Raw genomic sequence first — 19,565 nt, 5'->3', positions numbered from 1 at the left:
ACACCCCCGCAGATGCCACTGGCGCCGGAGCCTGCTAACCGGCCAGTGACGTCCGGCACGGCAACCTATTGTCTACAATTCCGCCAGACCGGCCGGTACGAGGTCGTTCTCCTCAGAGGCGTGTTCGAGCGCCTGCGGAGGCAGGGCGGCGCTGACGGTGGTGCCCTCGCCGGGCACGCTGTTGACGCTGAGGCCGCCGCCCAGCGCACCGAGATCGGCTCGGCTCGTCAGCAGGCGCGCCTCCAGCGCTTCGCGAGCTCTCACCGTCATGCCGCCGCCGTCATCACTGATCGTCAAGCGCAGCCCGGTGCGGGCCGTGGTGAGAGCAAAGCCGACGGTACGGGCCTGCGCGTGACCTTCGATCTCCCGCAGAACCTCGCGGATCACACGATGGACGATGGTGCGAGGGTGCCCGGCGAGGTGCGTTTTCGGCAGCGCCCACAGCTCCACCGTGATCCCGGTCCGCTCCGACCATTCCGCCAGGTGATCCTCCAGCAAACGTGAGTAGGAGGACGGGACGTCCAGACATAGCTGATCTCGTGACATGTTCTTTCTTCCTTCTGATTCCATACAGCGAACAGACGCGCGCGGCCGGGGGGTCAGCAGATCCGATGAGGCCAGGGGAGCTCAGCGTCGGCTCGCCCTCGGCCATGTCGACCCGGGTGCCGACGGCGGGATGCCGGCCGCCGTGACTCTCCGCCGCCGCGCGCATTGGTGGCCTGTGCCCTTCTCCACCTGTGTTGGTTGCCGCGTCACCGTGCCTGCGACCGTGGTCACGGCGCTCAGCTCGCCGGCGGCCAGCAGCAGGGCCACGGCGTCGTCGGAGACGGTGTCGATGTCGACGACCAGGGGAAGAGGCGGCACGATCAACCTCATCTAATCGTTTAGATCGCTGCGCAGGCACTATCTAACCGATTAGATGCGAGAACGTAAAACCGTTTATGGCGCCGCGCGCAGACAAGCCGACGATCACCATGGCCGTGCGGCCCGCAGGGCGGGCACCTCGACCGCGGTGGCGACCCGGGCATCGAGGTCGTCGAGCTGAACATCCTCCACCCGGTGGTAGACGGGCAGGCCGCGCTCGGTGGCGATCCGTACGTCCTCGTCGGCGCCGGTGGACTCGCCCGCCAGCCGCAGGACCGCGTCGCAGCAGGCGCTCTGCGGTGGGGTGCATGATCTGCTCGGCCACCGGGTCGGCCGGTCCGGTGCCGCCCGCGCATTGGCCAGGCCGAGCCTCCTCCAGCCGGGCCGGGTCGCTCGCCATCAGCTCGGGTTCATCGTTCATGCCTGAATGGCAGGCTCCAGCGATAAGAATCATCACGTTGTGGAACTATAACAGGAAATATTCGGAAAAATCAAGGGAAATCGTGCGGAATCACCGTGGCGGCGGTGATCGCACCTGGCACCACCCTTATCGCGGCCGTCCGCGCGCTCCCGCTCGACCTGCGCGCCACCGTCGTCACCCACAGTCCCACCGTGGCCGGCACGGAGAAGATCGGCGCAGCCTCCGGTTTCGCCGTTCTGCCGTTGGCGGGCGTCGCTGGGATGGTCGCCGATACCGGCGGCGAGAACGCCGCCGTAAGCTCATTCGGCGCGCCGCTCATCCAGGCTGACGGCCCGGCCGCAGGTCGTGCACGATTCTGCATGTTTGCCCGCAGTCGAGACCAGCGACCGTTCGGTCCTGCCGCTGCCGATCGGTGACGCGGCTCACCGCAGAGGCCTGACGGTTCGGGCACGTCACTCATCGAGGGCGCGGCGGCGAAGGGGCACCGGGTCGGTGGCGAAGCGCGCGGCGCGGGGCGCGCGTTCGTCCCCGAAGCGGCGGGTGAGGATGTCGTACAGCTCCGGGCGCCGTCCCTGCATCCAGCGCCGGCCCGTCGAGAGCGGCAGCAGGGTGAGATCGAGGTCGGCGACGACCAGGTCGTCGCCCGCCTTCCAGGTCTCGGCGAGGATGCGGCCGTAAGGGTCGATGATCATGGCGTTCCCGGTGCGGATCTCGCCGTCGTCCTCCCCGACGCCGTTGCTGAACACGACGAACAGCCCGTTGTCGTGGGCCCGGGAGGGCAGCCAGCGCATCAGCCACTCGCGCCCGCTGGGGCCGCGCAGCTCGGCCTCGATGGCCTGCGGGTCCTGGTGCCGGCCGCGCCAGAGCGGTACGGGGATCGGCCGCATCCCGTGCGGGCTGCGGGAGTCGGTGCCACCGGTCTGGTGGGGCGCCAGCAGCACCGAGGCGCCCATCAGCGCCGTGGCCCTGACGTTCTCGACCAGGTTGTTGTCCCAGCAGATGAGGACACCCATGCGTACGCCCCAGGGCGTGTCGAAGACGGTGTAGGCGTCGCCGCTGTCGATGGCCGGGTGCTCGAAGGCGTGCAGCTTGCGGTGCCGGTGCACCCGCCCGTCCGGCAGGCAGACGGCGTAGCTGTTGAACAGCCGGCCCTCCTCGCCGACCTCCAGGAAGCCCACCCCCGCGGCGACCCCCCGCGCGAGTGCCAGTTCGCGGACCGCGGCGACGGACGGACCGTCCACCGGCTCGGCCAGCGCCCGCAGCCGCTCGGCCGGATGCCTGCGCAGATGCCAGTACCCCAGCAGGCACATCTCGGGAAAGGCCACGACCTGGGCCCCCTGCTCCGCCGCGGCCCGCAGGTGCTGCTCGATCTGGGCCAGGTTGTACGCCTTGTCGTCGGGCCGAGGCTCGAACTGCACGCTCGCGCAGCGCAGGGCCGCCGCGGAACCGCCGCCCATGTCGTCGCTCCGTCTCATGAAGACTCTCCCATTCTCGCGTCCAGTGCACCAGCAGACCGCATCGCCCTCCCATGCGTCCAATGAATCATTTGTGGCATTCGATAGATTGGACGAATGGACCTCGGCCTGCTCCGCGCCTTCCTCGCCGTCACCGAGCACCGTCACTACGGCCGCGCCGCCGACCGGCTCAACATCACCCAGCCGACACTCACCAAGCAGATCCAGACCCTGGAGGCGCAGGTGGGCGGCCGGCTGTTCGACCGTGGACGGCACGGCGCCACGCCCACGCGGCTGGGCGCCCTGCTGCTGCCCGAGGCGCAGTCCCTCGTCCGGCACGCCGACGCGCTCACCCAGCGGATGACGAGGATGGCACGCGGCGAGGCCGGCACCCTGACGGTCGGCTTCGGGCTGTCGAGCATCGACCTGGTTCCCCGCCTGGTCGCCGCCTTCCGGCAACGCTGTCCCGGCGCGCACGTCACCCTCGACGACATGTCCTCCCAGCGGCAGCTCGACGACATCAGGGCGGGCCGGCTCGACGTCGGCTTCGTCCGTCCGCCCCGCGAAGCCGGCTGGGAGCACCTGCCCGTGGGCACCGACCGCCTCGCCCTCGCCCATGCCGGCGAGCCTCCGCCACGGCCCGCGGACCTTCCCGGATGGGTCGCCCGCCACGACTTCCTGCAGTTGGCGCAGGTGAAAGGGCCGGGGTTGGCAGAGCAGATCGACCGCTTCTGCGACGCCACCGGGATCCGTCCCACCGTCATCCAGGAGGCGCATGACCTGCAGACCGTCCTGGCGCTGGTGGCGGCGGAGGCGGGCGCCGCGTTCGTGCCGGCCAGCGCCGCCCGCATCGCGCCGGCACCGGTCACGATCACGCCGATCGGGCATCCGGCCGCCGCGTGGCAGATCTCAGCGGTGTGGAACCGTGAGCACATGCACGCTCTGACGGCCGGGTTTCTCGCGCTGATCCGCGAACAGCGGCCGGCGACCAGCCGTGACGCACGCATGGAATAGCCGGGGCCTTCGGGGGATCAGGGGCGAGGTGGCGATGCGGCCCTGGCTCCCGCGGGGCTTCTGGGGGAGAGTAGAGCAAGATCGGCGCAAGAGGAGGCGGCAGTGCGGCTCGGATTCAGCATCGGCACCCTCGGCCCCGTGGCGGCCGGCCACGACGCCCAGCTCACGCTGGTACGCGAGGCCGAACGGCTCGGCTACGACTCGGTGTGGGCGTCGGAAGGGTACGGCGTCGACCCGGTGACCACGATGGCCTGGCTGGCGGCCGGCACCGAGCGCATCGGCCTCGGCACCGGCGTGCTCCAGGTGACCGGCCGCACCGCGATCGCGGCGGCGATGGCCGCGACCACGGTCGACCGGGTCTCGGGCGGCCGGTTCCTGCTCGGGCTCGGCGCGTCGGGCCCGCAGGTGGCCGAGGGCTGGCACGGCCAGCGCTACGAGCGGCCCCTGGCCCACCTGCGCGACTACGTGGCCGTCGTCCGCACCGCGCTCGCGGGCCGCCCGGTCGAGCACGCCGGCCCGGAGATCGTGCTGCCGCTGCCGGACAGCCGGGGCAAGGCGCTGAGCATGACGGTCTCGCCCGTCCGGCAGCCGCTGCCCGTCCACCTGGCCGCCATGGGGCCGAAGGCGATCGCGCTGGCCGGGGAGATCGCCGACGGCTGGCTGCCCATCCACTTCCCGCCCGAGCACCTCGCCGAGACGATGGAGCACCTGCGCGCCGGAGCGGCCCGCGCCGGCCGCAACGCCTCCGAGGTGGAGGTCTCGCCGATGGTCATGGCCATGGTCGACGACGACGCCGACTACGCCCGCGACCTGATCCGCCCGATGCTCGCGCTCTACCTCGGCGGCATGGGCACCCGGCAGGTCAACTTCTACAACCGGCTCGCGCACCGGCTCGGGTTCGGCCCGGCGGCGGCCCGCGTACGCGACGCCTACCTCGACGGCGACCTCGGCGAGGCGATGGAGGAGGTCCCGGACGACCTGGTCGACGCCCTGACGCTGTGCGGGACGCCCGCGCGGGTGCGCGAGCGCCTGGAGGACTACCGCAAGGCGGGCGCGACCCGGCTCATCGTCGGACTGAACGCGCCCACCGTGGACGACCGCGCCGACCAGCTCGGGTGGCTGGCCGAGCTCAACGCCTGAGCCCGGCCGACCAGGGTCACGCCCTGCCTCATGCCGGGGCGGGGGCCTGCGGCATCTCCTTCATCCGGGGGATCGGCGACATCGCCAGCACGATCATCGGCACGATCGCGCCGATCAGCGCGGCGGCCAGCACCACCGGCCGCATCCCCACGGCCTCGCCGAGCAGCCCGGCGACCAGCGCGCCGACCGGCGCGGGCACCAGCCCCATCGCCCAGATGGTGGCGATGACCCGGCCGACCAGCTCGCGCGGCGTCGCCGACTGCAGCACGGTGATGTTGTTCACCACGAACACCTGCGTGCACAGCCCGACGAGCAACTGGGAGAGAGCCAGCACGCCGATCGCCAGCCAGAGCGGCCCGCCCGCCAGCGGCACCAGGATGAGCGCGCTGTTGCCGATCACCGTGGACCAGAACATGGTGGGCCCGGGCCCGGCCCGCTTCATCAGCCGCACCGACAGCCACGCCCCGGCGATGGCCCCGACCCCGCCGACCGCGAGCACCCCGCCGACCCAGCCGGCCGGCACGCCGGGACCCTCGATCAGGTACGGGATGAGCAGCGTCTGCAGGATGCCGATGTCGAAGAAGGAGTACACGGCGCTGGCGATGGCGAGTGGCCGGACCACGGGATGGGCCATCACCCAGCCGAACCCGGCCCGGATGGCCGCGATCATGGAGCCGCCGTCGTCGGGCGGCGGCGGGTCCTCGCGCTTGCGGATGGAGACAAGGAACAGCGCCGACAGGACGTAGCTGACCGCGTCCACGATGATGACCAGCGGCGCCGACCGGGTGGCGATGAGGAACCCGGCGAGGCTCGGCCCGACCGCCTTGGACACCGAGTCGCTGAGCTGCAGCTTGCTGTTGCCGTCACCGAGGTGCTCGGGAGCCACCAGCGCCGGCAGGTACGACCGGTAGGCGATCTCGAACAGCACCCCGAAGACGCCCATCACGAGCACGACGACGTACAGCCACCACAGCGTCAGCAGGTCCATGACGAACAGCACCGGCACCGTGGCCAGCATGAACGCGCGGATGACGTCGCTCCAGATCAGCACCGGCCGCCGCCGCATCCGGTCCACCCAGACGCCGACGACGAAGAACAGCACCATCGGCAGCCTGGCCAGCGCGCCGAGCACGCCCATCTCGGCGACGGAGGCGTGCAGCCACAGGTAGGCGACGACCGGCATGGCGAGCACGGTCACCTGGGAGCCGACCAGCGACAGGCTCTCGCCGCTCCACAGCTTGAGGAAGTCGCGGTCGCGCCACAGCGTGGCTGGCTCAGTCGTGGGGGGTGAGGCCATGGTCGATGCTGCTCCTCAGTTCGGCGGCCGCGAGGGCGACCCGGGGCTCGTACATGACGGTGAAGCGCTCGCCGTGGATGGGCGAGATGCGCAGGCGGCCGGTGACGACGTCCCGCCAGCCCATGTCGTCGGGCGGCACGCCCTCGGCGGCGGGGGAGAACAGCAGCACGTCCCCGTCGTAGGGGGCGTGCCGGTAGTGGCCGACGGCGTGCGCGTTGGCGCGGAAGACCTCGACGAACCGGCGGGCCTGGCGCAGGTCGGCGGTGTCGGGCTGCAGGGTGCCGGCCCGGGAGGCGGCGTCGATCACGGCCAGCAGCCGCTCGTCGGGGTTCATCCGGTGCAGCTCGTCCAGGTCGACCTGGACGTTGCCGCCGGCCAGGGCGTGGGTGAGCAGGACGGCGTCGTCCTCCAGCGAGGCGCGCAGCACCGGCTCGTCGGCGTCGGAGTAGAACAGCACGACGAGCGGCACCTCCTCGCCCAGCTTACGCAGCCGGCGGGCGGTCTCCAGGGCGATGTTGCCGCCGATGCAGTAGCCGCCCAGCACGTACGGCCCGTGCGGCCGGACCTCCAGCAGGTGGGCGGTGTAGTCGTCCACCATCTCCGCCAGCGTGGCGTGCGGCCGCTCGCCGGGGGCGAGCCCGGCCGCCTGCACCGCGTACACGGGCTGGTCGGGGCCGAGGTGCCGGGTCAGCGGCAGGTAACGGAAGACCTGCCCGCCGAGCGCGTGGAACAGGAACACCGGGTCACGCTCGCCGGTCGGCCGCAGCGGCACGATCCGCCGCGGCGCGCCGTCGTTGTCCTGCGGGCGGCGCAGCTCGGCGGCCAGCAGGGCGACGGTCGGCGCGGTGAGCACCGCCGACAGCGGCACCTCACGGCCCAGCTCCTTGCGCAGCCGCATGGTGAGGCGCAGGGCCAGCAGGGAGTGGCCGCCGAGGGCGAAGAAGTCGTCGTGCACGCCGATCGCGTCCACGCCGAGCGTCTCCTCCCACAGGGTGGCGAGCCGGGCCTCGAACGGGTCGCGCGGCGGCAGGTACGGCGCCCGCCCGCTCTCGCCGGGATCGGGCAGCGCGGCCCGGTCGAGCTTGCCGTTGGCGGTGACGGGCAGCGCGTCCAGCCGTACCCAGGTGGAGGGGACCATGTGCTCGGGCAGCCGCCTGCGCAGCGCCGGGGCGGGATCGACCGGCCCGTCGCCCTCGGGGACGACGTAGCCGACGAGCCGGTCGCCGCGCAGCACGACGACGGCCGCGCGGACGGCGGGGTCGGCGGCCAGCAGCGCCTCGATCTCGCCGAGCTCGACCCGCTGGCCGCGGATCTTGACCTGGAAGTCGGTCCTGCCGAGGTACTGGACCTCGCCCGAAGGCAGCCAGCGGGCCACGTCGCCGGTCCGGTAGAGGCGGGCGCCGGGCGGCCCGTACGGGTCAGGGACGAACCGTTCGGCGGTGAGCGCGGGCCGGCTCACGTAGCCGCGGGCGAGCTGCACGCCGCCCAGGCAGAGCTCGCCCGGGGTGCCGACGGGCACGCGGCGGCCGTCGGGGCCGAGCACCTCCAGGCGGGTGTTGGCGACGGGCCGGCCGATGGGCACCAGCGGCTCGCCCGGCTCGTACGGATGCCAGGTGACGTCCACGGCCGCCTCGGTGGGCCCGTACAGGTTGTGCAGCCCGGTGCCCGGCAGCCGGTCGTGGCAGCGCGCGGCCAGCTCCGCGCCCAGGGCCTCGCCGGAGCAGATGAGCCTGCGCAGCGGCGGCAGCTCGGGCTCGTCCAGGAACAGCTCCAGCATGGACGGCACGAAGTGCATGGTGGTGACGCCGTGGGCGGCGGCGAGCCCGGCCAGCCTGGCGCCGTCGCGGTGCGCGTCCGGCTCGGCGACCACCAGCCCCGCCCCGGTCATCAGCGGCCAGAACAGCTCCCACACCGACACGTCGAACGACAGCGGCGTCTTGTGCAGCACGCGCTCGTCCGCGCCCAGCCCGAACGCCTCCTGCATCCAGCGCAGCCGGTTGACGATCGCCCGGTGGGACACACCGACGCCCTTGGGCCGGCCCGTGGACCCCGAGGTGAAGATCACGTACGCGAGCGCGTCGGGAGGCACCCGCACCGGCGGCCGGTCCTCCTCCCCGAGGCCGTCGAGGGACAGGGCGACCCCCTCGGGAAGGCCCGCCGCGCCGCCGGTCAGCACTGTGCGCGCCCCCGCGTCCTCGATTATGTACGCCACCCGCTCCGCCGGCAGCCCCGGCTCCAGCGGCAGGTAGGCGGCCCCGGCCCCGAGCACGCCGAGCAGGGCGGGCAGCAGGAGGGGGCCGCGTTCGAGATGGACGCCGACGACGTCGCCGGGCCGGACCCCGGCCGCCGCCAGCCGCGCGGAGACGGCCCCGGCCCGCCCGGCCAGCTCCCGGTAGCTGATCCACGTGCCGTCGTAGCAGACGGCGGGCGCGCCGGGGGTGCGCGCCGCCTGCTCGGCGATCAGCTCGTGCAGCGTCGCCTCCGGCCAGTCGCGGGCGGTGGCGTTCCAGCCGTCGATCGCCGCGGCGTCCCGCCCCAGGTACGGCTCGGCGGGCCGCGGATCCGCGGCCGGATCGGCGGCCTGGCCGAGCGCGGTCAGGTAGTGCTCGCCGATCCGCGCGATCTGCCCGGCCCCGAACTGCCCCCGGTCGTAGGTGAGGGTGAGGTCGAAGCCGCCGTGCTCGCGCGAGCGGCTGAACGCGGCGGCGAACGGCACGTCGGTCTGCTCGAAGAAGTCCTGTCCCACGATTTCGACGCCGGGACCGGCCCCCGGCAGGCCCTGGTAGACGTGGAAGTCGCGGAAGTCGAACAGCACGTCCAGCAGCGGGGACCGGCCCGCGTCCCGCTGGATCTCGAACAGCGGGTAGCGCCGGTGCGGCAGCAGCGCCACCTCCGCCTCGAACACCTGCCGCGCCAGCGCCGCCCACGTCGGCGCGGTCACGTCCAGGCGCAGCGGCACGGTGTTGAGGAACAGCCCGAGCACCTCCTCGCCGGCCTCGCGCTCCGGCCGGCTGTGCGTGACCAGGCCGGTCATCACCTCGCTCGCGCCCGTCACCAGCGCGAGCACCCGCAGGTGGGCGGCCAGCAGCAGGGTGCGCAGCGGCACCGCCAGCTCCCTGGCCGCCGCGCCGAGCCGCTCCAGCAGCTCCGCGGGCAGCGGCAGCCGCAGCACCTCGGCCCCCGGCTCGCCGTGCGGGCCGTGCGAGCGGTGCGAGCCCGGTGAGCCCGGCAGGCGCGGCAGCCGCGTGTCCGGCGCGTCCGCCACCCGCTCCCGCCAGAACGCGCGCGTCTCCGGCGCGGCCACGGCGGCGCGCTCGTCGGCCACCAGCTCGCGGAAGGCCGCGCCGGGCGGGGCGACCGGCAGCGGCTCGCCGGTCAGGTGCCCGTGGTAGCGCCGCAGCAGCTCGGTGACCAGGGCCGCGACACTCCACCCGTCCAGGATGGCGTGGTGGAAGCTCAGGCTGAACGCGAACAGCTCCGCGGCCAGCACGTGCACGTGCGCGCGGGCCAGCGGCGGCGACGCCCAGTCGAACGGCCGCCGCTTCTCCGCCTCCGACCACGCCGCCAGCCGCCGCCCGGCCTCCGGGTCGCCGGACAGGTCCGTCACCTCCAGCGGCAGCGTGGCCGCGCGGTGCACGAGCTGCAACGGCTCGCTGAACCCGGTCAGGTCGAACGAGGTGCGCAGCACGGGATGGCGGGCGGTCACCTCGGCGAGCGCCGCGCGGAACGCCCCGGCGTCGAACCGGCCGCGCAGCGTGATCGTGGTCAGGTCGTGGTAGGTGGCGGCGTCCGGCTCGTACGCGCTGTGGTAGAGCATCCCCGCCTGCAGCGCGGCCAGAGGGTAGGCGTCCTCCAGGCCGCGCGCGGCTCCCGTCGTCACGGTCATCGCGCCTCGCCTTCCAGCAGTCGTGCCAGGTCCTCGGGGTTGAGCAGGCCGAACGGCCGCTCCGGTGGGGCTTGCGCGGGCTCACTCGCCGGTGCGGTGCCCAGCCGCCCGGCCAGCTCCCTGACGGTCTGGTGGCGGAAGAGCTGCTCCAGCCGGACCGCGTACCCGGCCTCGCGCAGGCGGGCGACCACCTTGAGGCTGCGGATGGAGTCGCCGCCGACGGCGAAGAAGTTGTCGTGGGCCGAGACCCGCTCCAGCCCGAGCACACCGCGCCAGGCGGCGGCGACCGCCCGCTCGGCTTCCCCCTCCGGTTCGGCGTGCCCGGCGGACCCGGCGGCGCGCGGGTCGGGGAGCGCGTTCCTGTCGAGCTTGCCGCTGCGGTTGAGCGGCAGCTCGGCGAGCACCGTCCACGTCCTCGGGATCAGGTGGTCGGGCAGCGTGTCCCGCAGCGGCGCCTCCCATCCGCCGCCGGGATCGGCCGGGTCGGCGGGCACCACGTACCCGGCCAGGCGCAATCCGGCGGGGTCGGCGACGGCGCGGACGGCGGCGGCGCGCACGCCCGGCAACGCCGCCAGCGCCGCCTCGATCTCGCCGAGCTCGACCCGCATGCCGCGGATCTTCACCTGGTGGTCGGCGCGGCCGAGGTATTCGATCTCGCCGTCGGGCCGCCACCGGGCCAGGTCGCCGGTGTCGTAGAGCCGCCTGCCCGGCGGGCCGTACGGGTCGGGGACGAACCGCTCGGCCGTCAGCGCCGGTCGGCCCACATAGCCGCGGGCGAGCTGCACGCCGCCGATCCACAGGGTGCCCGGCACCCCGACGGGAACCCGGTTCATGCGCTCGTCGAGGATCTCCAGCCGGGTGTTCGGCACCGGCCGCCCGATCGGGACCGCCCGCTCGCCCGGCTCGTACGGATGCCAGGTGACGTCCACGGCCGCCTCCGTCGGCCCGTACAGGTTGTGCAGCGAGGCGCCGGGCAGCGCGGCGGCGAAGCGGGCGGCGAGGCCGGCGCCCAGCGCCTCGCCCGAGCAGACCACGGTGCGCAGCGCGCCGAGCCGCGCGCCCAGGCCGGGCTCGGCGAGGAAGGCGTCCAGCATCGACGGCACGAAGTGCACCGTGCTGACCGACTCGCGCTCCAGCAGGTCCGCCAGGTAGGCGGGGTCGGCGTGCCCGCCGGGCCTGGCGACCACGAGCCCCGCCCCGGTCATCAGCGGCCAGAACAGCTCCCACACCGACACGTCGAACGAGTACGGCGTCTTCAGCGCCACCCGGTCGTCCCCGGTGAGCCGGAAGGCGTCCTGCATCCAGCGCAGCCGGTTGACGATCGCCCGGTGCGAGACGCCGACGCCCTTGGGCCGGCCCGTGGACCCCGAGGTGAAGATCACGTACGCCAGGTCGTCCGGATGCGGCCGGACGCCGAGCGGCCCGCCGTCCTCGGCGGCGATCGCCCCGGCGTCCCGGTCGAGCAGCACCGCCGGGTCCGGCAGCCGGTGGGCGAGGGCCCCGGTCGTGACGGTCAGCCGCGCGCCCGCGTCGGCCAGCATGCCCGCCAGCCGCCCGGCCGGATGGTCCGGCTCCAGCGGCAGGTACGCCGCCCCGGCCGCGACCACCGCGTGCACGGCGACCACGAGGTCCGCCCCGCGCTCCAGGCACACCCCGACGACCTCCCCGGGGCCCGCGCCGAGCGCCCGCAGCCGCCTGGCCAGCCGGTTCACCCGGCCGGCGAACTCGGCGTAGCTGGTCCAGCCGCCGTCGCAGCCGACGGCGGGCGCGTCCGGGGTGCGGGCGGCCTGCGCGGCCAGCAGCTCCGGCAGGGTCGCGTCAGGGACGGCCGCGCCGGTGTCGTTGGCCCGCCGGATGAGGTCCAGCTCGGCCGGGGTGAGCAGCGGCAGGTCGGCGACCGGCCGGTCCGGCTCGGCGAGCGCGGCGGCGAGCAGGGCGCGGAAGTGGTCGGCGAAGCGCTCCATCCGGTCGTGGTCGAACAGGTCCGTCGCGTAGTGCAGCACGCCCGTGAGCCGGTCGCCGGCCTCCTCGATCACCAAGTGCAGGTCCGCCTGCGTCACCCCCGGATCGACGTCGAGGGTGCGCAGGGCGATCCCGGCGACGTCCGGCGGCGCGGGCGGCACGTTCTGGTAGGCGAGCATCACCTGGAACAGCGGGTTGCGGGCCAGGTCACGCTCCTCGGCCAGCTCCTGCACCAGCACCTCGAACGGCAGCTCGGCGTGCTCGTGCCCGTCCAGCACGCGCTCGCGCACGCGCGCCAGCAGCTCGGCGAAGCTCGGATCGCCGGACAGGTCGCCGCGCAGCACCAGCGTGTTGAGGAAGAGCCCGGCCAGCTCCTCGACGTCCGGATGGGACCGGCCCGAGACCGGCGTGCCGACGGGGATGTCGGTCCGGCCGGTGTAGCGGGCCAGCACCGCCTGGAACGCGGCCAGCACCACCATGAACGGCGTCACCTGCCGCTCCAGCGCCAGCGCGTGCGCCGCCGCCGTCGTCTCCGCGTCGATCGGGAACGTCAGCCGCCGCCCGTCCCCGCTCGCCCGCCCCTGCCGCTGCCGGTCGGCGGGCAGGTCCAGGCCGCCGGGCAGCCCGTCGAGCGCGTCCTTCCAGTACGCCAGGTCCGCCGACCGCTCCGCGACCCGCTCCCGGTGCCAGGCGGCGAAGTCCAGGTAGCGGGCGGGCAACGCCGGCAGCTCGGCGGGGGAGCCGGTGACCCGGGCGCGGTAGAGCTCCATCAGGTCGCGCAGCAGGATCGACAGGCTCCACCGGTCGGCGACGACGTGGTGCAGGGTGAGGTACAGGTTGTGCTCGTGCGTGCCGCGCCGGACCAGCGCGGCCCGCGCCAGGGGCCCGGCGGTCAGGTCGAAACGGTGCCGCGCCTCCTCCCGGCCCACGTCCTCGCCGGTGAGGACGGCCAGCCGGGGCCTGCGGTCGCCCTCGCGCAGGACGGGCTCGCCGTCCTCGTCCGCGACGACCAGACGCAGGGCGTCGTGCCGGTCCACCAGGTCGTCGAACGCGGCCGTCAGCGCGGCCACGTCCAGCGGGCCGGTCAGCCGCTCCGCCCAGGCGACGTTGTAGGCCGGGTTGCCGGGGTCGAGCTGGTCGAGGAACCACAGGCGGGCCTGCGCGTGCGAGGGCCGTACCGGCCCGGCGGGCGCGGGCGGGATCGGCTCCGGCTTGCCGCCCGCGCCGCCGAGGAGCGGGGCGAGGGCCGCGACGGTCGGGGTCGCGAAGCAGCGCCGCAGCGTCACCTCGGCCCCGTACGCCTCCCGCAGCCGCACCACCAGCCGCATGGCCAGCAGCGAGTGCCCGCCGAGGGCGAAGAAGTCGTCCTCCACCCCGAAGTCGTCGCGGCCGAGCAGCTCGGCCCAGACGCCGTGCAGGACGCGCTCGCCGGGCGTGCGCGGCGCCACGAACCCTCCGCTCTCCGTCGTGGCCCGTGGCGGGGGGAGCGCGTTGCGGTCGAGCTTGCCGCTGGGCAGGACGGGGAGGTCGGTGAGGGTGACGAAGGCGGCGGGGATCATGCTGTCGGGGAGGCGGGCGCGCAGGTGGGCGCGTAAATCGTTCTCGTCGGTGGCGCCGGTGGTGTAGGCGACGAGTCCGCGTCCGCCGGGGGCGTCGTCGCGTACGGTGACGACGGCGCGGTGGACGGCGGGGTGTTCGGTGAGGACGGCGGCGATCTCGTCGGGTTCGATGCGGACGCCGCGGATCTTGACCTGGTGGTCGAGCCGCCCGAGGTATTCGAGGTGGCCGTCCGCATGACGGCGGACGAGGTCACCGGTGCGGTAGAGCCGCCCGCCGGGCGGCCCGAACGGGTCGGGGACGAACCGCTCGGCGGTGAGCGCGGCCCGCCGGTGGTAGCCGCGGGTGACCCCGGCCCCGCCGAGCAGCAGCTCGCCGGGCACCCCGACCGGCACCGGCCGCAGCTCCCGGTCCACCACGTACGCCGTGGTGTTGGCGACCGGCCGGCCGATCGAGCCGCCCCGCCCGTCGGTGACCCGCCGCCTGGTGGACCACACGGTGGTCTCGGTGGGGCCGTACAGGTCCCACACCTCGCCGGCGACGCCGAGCAGGCGGTCGGCGAGCGGGCCGGGCAGCGCCTCGCCGGTGCTGATCACGCGCGGCACCCCGTGGGCGAGCGCGGGCAGCAGCCCCTCCAGGACCGACGGCGTGGCCTGCACGGTGTGCAGCCCGCCGCGCCGGATCAGCTCGTGCACCCGCTCGACCTCGGTCGCCGAGGCGAGCACGACCGTCCCGCCGGTGACCAGCGGGCCGAAGAGCTCGATCATCGCGATGTCGAACGACACCGACGTCAGGAACAGGAACCGCGCGCCGGGCTCCAGCCCGGGCCGCTCGCGCACGTCGCCGAGCAGGCTCACCAGCCCCCGGTGCGGCACCACGACGCCTTTGGCCCGGCCGGTGGAGCCGGAGGTGTAGATCAGGTACGCGGCCTGATCAGGATGGAACGCCGGCTCGGGCCCCGGACCGGCCTCCCAGGTCGCCTGGTCCAGGAGAAGTACCCGCGCGGTGCCCGGCAGGCGGTCCCGCAGCGCCGCGACGGTGAGCACCAGGGCGGCGCCCGAGTCGGCGACGAGCTCCTCCAGGCGGCCGGGCGGGTACCCGGGGTCCAGCGGCACGTAGCAGCCGCCCGCCTTCAGCACGGCCAGCAGCGCCACCACCAGGTCAGGGTCGCGCGGCAGGCACACGCCGACCCGCGTCTCCCCGCCGACGCCGAGCGCCCGCAGCTCGGCGGCCAGGCCGTTCGCGCGGGACTCCAGCTCCGCGTACGTGAGCACGGCCCCGTCCTCGCCCTCGACGGCGCACGCGCCGGGCGAGCGGGCGGCCTGCTCGGCGACCAGGTGGTGGATGCCGCGCTCCGGGTAGGGGACGGTGGCGCCGTTCCAGGCGTGCAGGGTGTCGTGGAGCTCGGCCGCGTCCATGAGCGGCAGCTCCGACAGCCGCAGGTCCGGCGCGGCGACGGCGGCCCCCAGCAGCGTGCGCAGGTGCGCGGCCAGGCGGCCGGCCCGGTCGTCGTCGAACAGGTCCGTCGCGTAGTCGAGCACGCACAGCAGCGAGCCGTCCTGGCGCTCCTCCACGATCAGGTCCAGGTCGAACATGGCGGTGCCGGGCCGCACGTCCAGGCGTTCCAGGCGCAGGCCGGGCAGCTCGGCCGGCGGCGCGGGCGTGTTCTGGTAGGCGAGCATGACCTGGAAGAGCGGGTTGCGGGACAGGTCCCGGCCGCTCGACAGCTCCTCCACCAGCGTCTCGAACGGCAGCCCCGCATGGTCGAACGCGTCCAGCGTCCGCTCCCTGGCGCGGCGTACCAGCTCGGTGAAGGCCGGGTCGCCGGACAGGTCGCCGCGCAGCACCACCGTGTTGAGGAACAGGCCGACGGTCTGGTCCAGGGAGGCGTCCGGCCGGGTGGAGACCGGCGTGCCGATCGGGATGTCGGGCTGCCCGGTGTAGCGGGCGAGCAGCGCCTGCAACCCGGCGAGCAGCACCATGAACGGCGTGGCGCGCTGCCCGGCGGCCAGGGCGCGCAGGCCGGCGGTGAGCTCGGCGTCCAGCTCGAACAGCAGGCGGCGGCCCCGGTTCGACTGCATCGGCGGGCGCGGCCGGTCGGCGGGCAGGTCGAGCGCGTCGGGCAGGCCGCCGAGCGCCGCCCGCCAGTAGGCCAGGTCGCGCTCCCGCGACGGGCGGTCGCGCTGCCAGGCCACGTAACCGGCGTACGGCGCGGGCGGCGGAGGCATCGGCTCGCCGCTGTAGAGCCGGAACAGGTCGCGGAACAGGATCGCCACCGACCAGCGGTCGGCCAGGATGTGGTGCAGGGTCAGGATCAGCCGGTGCTCGCCGGGTGCGACGCGCAGCAGACGGGCCCGGGTCAGCGGGCCGGCGCTCAGGTCGAAGGCGAACCGGGCCTCCTCGCGGGCGGCGGCGTCGGCCTCGGCGGCCGACATCTCCTCGACCCGCAGCACGGGCCGCACCGGGCCGGGGCCCTGCCGGGGCTCGCCGTCACGGGTCCCGACGACGTGGGCCAGGATCGGGTGCCGCTCCACGAGCGCGTCGAACGCCGCCGCCAGCGCGGCCGCGTCCAGATCGCCCACGATCCGGTAAGCCCACGACAGGGTGTAGGCCGGATTGCCCGGATCAAGCTGATCGACCACCCAGAGCCGCCGCTGCGCATCAGACAGCGCCCCGTCTGCTGGAGCCCCGTCGGGGAGCGTCCCGCCCGGCGATGCCAGTGCTCCGCCCGCCGGCGCCTCGGCAGGGGACTCGGCGTCCGGGCCGGGTCGCTTGCCCGCGCGGGCGCGCGCGAGGCGGGCCTCCAGTGCGGCGCGCTGTTCCGGGCTGAGCCCGGCCAGCCGCGCCCGTACCCCGTTCGCGTCGCTCACCGCTCCTCCTCCAGCAGTTCCAGCAGGCCGGCCTCGCTCAGCCCTTCTTCGAGCACCGCCAGCGCCTGCTCCTCGACGGTCGTCGCGTCGAAGCAGCGCCGCAGCGGCAGCTCCACCCCGAACGCCGCGTCGATCCGCCCGATGAGCCGCACCACGAGCAGCGAGTGCCCGCCCAGCGCGAAGAAGTCGTCCGTCACCCCGACCCGCTCCCGCCCCAGCAGCTCGGCCCAGATGCCGGCCAGCGTCTCCTCCATCGGCGTGCGCGGCGCCACGAATCCTGCGCTCTCCGCCGTGGCCTGCGGTGGGGGGAGCGCGTCGCGGTCGAGCTTGCCGCTGGGCAGGACGGGAAGCTCGGTGAGGGTGACGAACGCGGCGGGGATCATGGCGTCGGGGAGGCGGGCGCGCAGATGCGCGCGCAGATCGGCCTCTTCACCGGCACCGGTGGTGTAGGCGACGAGTCCGCGTCCGCCGGGGGCGTCGTCTCGTACGGTGACGACGGCGCGGTGGACGGCGGGGTGTTCGGTGAGGACGGCGGCGATCTCGTCGGGTTCGATGCGGACGCCGCGGATCTTGACCTGGTGGTCGAGCCGCCCGACGTACTCCAGCTGACCGTCCGCATGACGGCGGACGAGATCGCCTGTGCGGTAGAGCCGTCCGCCCGGCGGCCCGAACGGGTCGGGGACGAACCGTTCGGCGGTGAGCGCGGCCCGCCGGTGGTAGCCGCGGGTGACCCCGGCCCCGCCGAGCAGCAGCTCGCCGGGCACCCCGACCGGCACCGGCCGCAGCTCCCGGTCCACCACGTACGCCGTCGTGTTCGCCAGCGCCTCCCCGATCAGCATCACGTCAGGGGAGCGCGGCACCCGGTACGCCGTGGACCAGATGGTCGTCTCCGTGGGCCCGTAGAAGTTCCACAGCTCCCCGGCGACCTCCAGCAGCCGCGCCGCCAGTGCGACGGGCAGCGGCTCGCCGCCCAGGATGACGCGCGGCACCCCCGGCGGCAGGTGCTCCACCGCCAGGCTCGCCACCGACGGGGTGAGCTGCACCAGGTCCGCGTCCTCGGCGGCCCGGCGGAGCTCCTTGGGGGTGCGGGCGGCGTCCTCGGGCGCGATCACGAGCGTGCCGCCGGACAGCAGCGGCGTGAAGATCTCCAGCGCCGCGATGTCGAACGACAGCGACGTCAGATACAGCGCGCTGCCGCCGCCCAGCCGCCGGATCACGTCCGTGACCAGGTTGACCACGCCCCGATGCGGCACCTGCACCCCTTTGGGCCGCCCGGTGGAGCCGGAGGTGTAGATCAGGTAAGCGAGGTGATCGGGCCCCACCGACGACACCGGAGCCGTGGGCCGCGCCGGCTCCGGCCCGTCCAGCAGCAGCGCCGGCGGCCGCTCCACCGGCAGCCGGTCGAGCTGCGCCGACTCCGTGACCAGCAGCGCCGCGCCGGAGTCGGCCAGCAGGTACGCCAGCCGCTCCGCCGGGTACGCCGCGTCCAGCGGCAGGTAGCACCCGCCCGCCCGCAGCACCGCGAGCAGCGCGACGACCTGGGGCACCCCGCGCGGCAGGCACAGCGCCACGCACGTCTCGGCCCGCACGCCCGCCGCCGCGAGCCGCCCGGCCAGCGCTGCGGCGCGGGCGTCCAGCTCGGCGTAGGTCAGCTCCTCGCCGTCCGGCCCGCGCACCGCCACCGCGCCGGGGGTGCGGGCCGCCTGCTCGGCGACCAGCTCGTGCAGGGTCCGCTCCGGGTACGCCGCCGCCGTGCCGTTCCAGCGGGTCAGCAGCTCGTGCCGCTGCGCCGCCGTCATCAGCGGCAGCTCCGACAGCCGAGTGCCGGGATCGGCGGCGGCCTCCAGCACCAGCAGGTACGCCTCCGCCAGGCGGGCGATCGTGGCGGCGTCGAACAGCTCGGTGCTGTACTCGAAGTAGACGCCGGCGCCGTCGGCGGTCCTGACGACGTCCACGTTCAGGTCGAGCTGGGCGGTGCCGTTCGGGAACTGGCCGCGCGTGCTCATCGGCAGCAGGTTGAACCCCACCTGGTAGAGCGGCGTGCGGCTGGTGTCGCGTACCGGCTGGAGCGCCTCCACCAGCCGGTCGAACGGCGCCTCGGCGTGGTCGAGCGCGTCCAGCACGGTCTCGCGCACCCGATCCAGCAGCTCGCCGAACTCCGGGTCGCCGCCGAGGTCGGTACGCAGCACCAGCGTGTTGACGAACATGCCGAGCAGCGGCTCGAACTCCGGCAGCTCGCGCCCGGCGACGGGCGTGCCGACCACGACGTCGTGCTGGCCGGCGTACCGGGACAGCACCGCCTTCAGCCCCGCGAGCAGCACCATGAACAGCGTCGCCCCGCGCCGCCTGGCCAGCGCTTCGAGCGCGCCGGTCAGGCCGGCGGGCAGCGCCAGGTGGTGCTCGGCCCCGGCGTGCCCGCGCACCGCCGGGCGGGGCCGGTCCGTGGGCAGCCCGAGGTCGGCCGGCAGGCCGGCGAGCCGGTCCCGCCAGTGGCCGAGCTGGGCGGCGAGCACCCCGCCCGCCAGGTGCTCGCGCTGCCAGGCGGCGTAGTCGGCGTACTGGACGGGCAGCTCGGGCAGCCGGGGCGGCCTGCCCTCGGCCCAGGCCGCGTCCAGCTCCTCCAGCTCGGCCGCGAAGTTCGTGGCCGAGCGGGCGTCGAACACGGCGTGGTGCACCACGAACACCAGCCGCTGCGCGGCCCCGCCCGGCATCCGCACCAGGTGCGCCCGCCACAGCGGCGCCCGCTCCAGCGCGAACGGCCGCCGCGCCAGCTCCCGCGCCAGCGCGCCGAACTCGCGCTCGGCCCGCTCGGGCGGCAGTCCGCGCAGGTCGGTCCGGGGGAGTGTGACCGGCAGCTCGACCTGGACGACCTGGACGAGCTCCCCGTCCTCGACCGCGAGGGCGGTGCGCAGCGTCTCGTGCCGCCGGACCAGCTCGCGCAGCATCCGCTCGCAGCGGTCCGGATCGTCCCGTTCGGGCAGCTCGATCACGGCGTTGATGTGGTACGCGGGCGCGCCGGGATCGAGCCGCGCCAGGAACCACAGCCGTTCCTGGGCGAACGAGGCGGGAAAGGCGTACGTGCCGGTCACCTGGGCCGCTC

The 19,565-nt window shown here is 74.6% G+C and carries 10 protein-coding genes; 3 read left to right on the top strand and 7 right to left on the bottom strand.

What is annotated here, in order from left to right:
- Window positions 1–72: 72 nt before the first annotated feature.
- Window positions 73–546, bottom strand: a complete 474-nt coding sequence (locus ABD292_RS46555; protein ID WP_344219462.1) for a sensor histidine kinase — start codon at window positions 544–546, stop codon at window positions 73–75.
- 81 nt (window positions 547–627) lie between these two features.
- Window positions 628–864 (bottom strand): hypothetical protein, encoded by a 237-nt coding sequence (locus tag ABD292_RS46550; RefSeq protein ID WP_344219460.1) that lies wholly within the window; start codon window positions 862–864, stop codon window positions 628–630.
- A 516-nt stretch (window positions 865–1,380) separates the two neighbouring features.
- Between ABD292_RS46550 and ABD292_RS46545 the strand changes: the two genes are divergently transcribed.
- Complete coding sequence (locus ABD292_RS46545) at window positions 1,381–1,701, top strand: hypothetical protein (protein ID WP_344219458.1); 321 nt, start codon at window positions 1,381–1,383, stop codon at window positions 1,699–1,701.
- A gap of 36 nt (window positions 1,702–1,737) precedes the next feature.
- Here the strand turns inward: ABD292_RS46545 and ABD292_RS46540 are convergent, their stop codons facing one another.
- On the bottom strand, window positions 1,738–2,760 hold the full coding sequence (locus ABD292_RS46540; protein WP_344219456.1) for a nitrilase family protein: 1,023 nt from the start codon (window positions 2,758–2,760) through the stop codon (window positions 1,738–1,740).
- Between the two features lie 96 nt (window positions 2,761–2,856).
- Here ABD292_RS46540 and ABD292_RS46535 point away from each other — a divergent pair, with 96 nt between their 5' ends.
- The gene (locus tag ABD292_RS46535) at window positions 2,857–3,753 is read left to right on the top strand and encodes a LysR family transcriptional regulator (protein ID WP_344219454.1); all 897 of its coding nucleotides are present in this window, start codon (window positions 2,857–2,859) and stop codon (window positions 3,751–3,753) included.
- A gap of 102 nt (window positions 3,754–3,855) precedes the next feature.
- A complete protein-coding gene (locus ABD292_RS46530; RefSeq protein WP_344219452.1) occupies window positions 3,856–4,893 on the top strand; it encodes an LLM class F420-dependent oxidoreductase in 1,038 nt (345 codons plus the stop codon).
- Window positions 4,894–4,921: 28 nt separating this feature from the next.
- Here ABD292_RS46530 and ABD292_RS46525 read toward each other — a convergent pair whose 3' ends face one another.
- From ABD292_RS46525 to ABD292_RS46510, 4 genes are read right to left on the bottom strand one after another with little or no spacing between them, the layout of a single operon-like run.
- Window positions 4,922–6,190 (bottom strand): MFS transporter, encoded by a 1,269-nt coding sequence (locus ABD292_RS46525; RefSeq protein WP_344219450.1) that lies wholly within the window; start codon window positions 6,188–6,190, stop codon window positions 4,922–4,924.
- Entirely contained in the window at window positions 6,168–10,076 is a 3,909-nt protein-coding gene (locus ABD292_RS46520; RefSeq protein ID WP_344219448.1) for an amino acid adenylation domain-containing protein, read from the bottom strand. Before ABD292_RS46520 ends, ABD292_RS46525 begins: the two co-directional genes overlap by 23 nt.
- A complete protein-coding gene (locus ABD292_RS46515) occupies window positions 10,073–16,465 on the bottom strand; it encodes an amino acid adenylation domain-containing protein (protein ID WP_344219446.1) in 6,393 nt (2,130 codons plus the stop codon). The genes ABD292_RS46520 and ABD292_RS46515 overlap by 4 nt, the downstream gene beginning before the upstream one ends.
- Window positions 16,462–19,554: an amino acid adenylation domain-containing protein gene (locus tag ABD292_RS46510; RefSeq protein ID WP_344219444.1), complete on the bottom strand. Its 3,093-nt coding sequence runs from the start codon at window positions 19,552–19,554 to the stop codon at window positions 16,462–16,464. The genes ABD292_RS46515 and ABD292_RS46510 overlap by 4 nt, the downstream gene beginning before the upstream one ends.
- Window positions 19,555–19,565: the final 11 nt, after the last annotated feature.

Source organism: Nonomuraea bangladeshensis (assembly GCF_039529455.1).
Lineage (GTDB): Bacteria > Actinomycetota > Actinomycetes > Streptosporangiales > Streptosporangiaceae > Nonomuraea > Nonomuraea bangladeshensis.
Note: the sequence above shows the minus strand (reverse complement) of the source record. Positions and strands in the feature narration are given on the sequence as shown.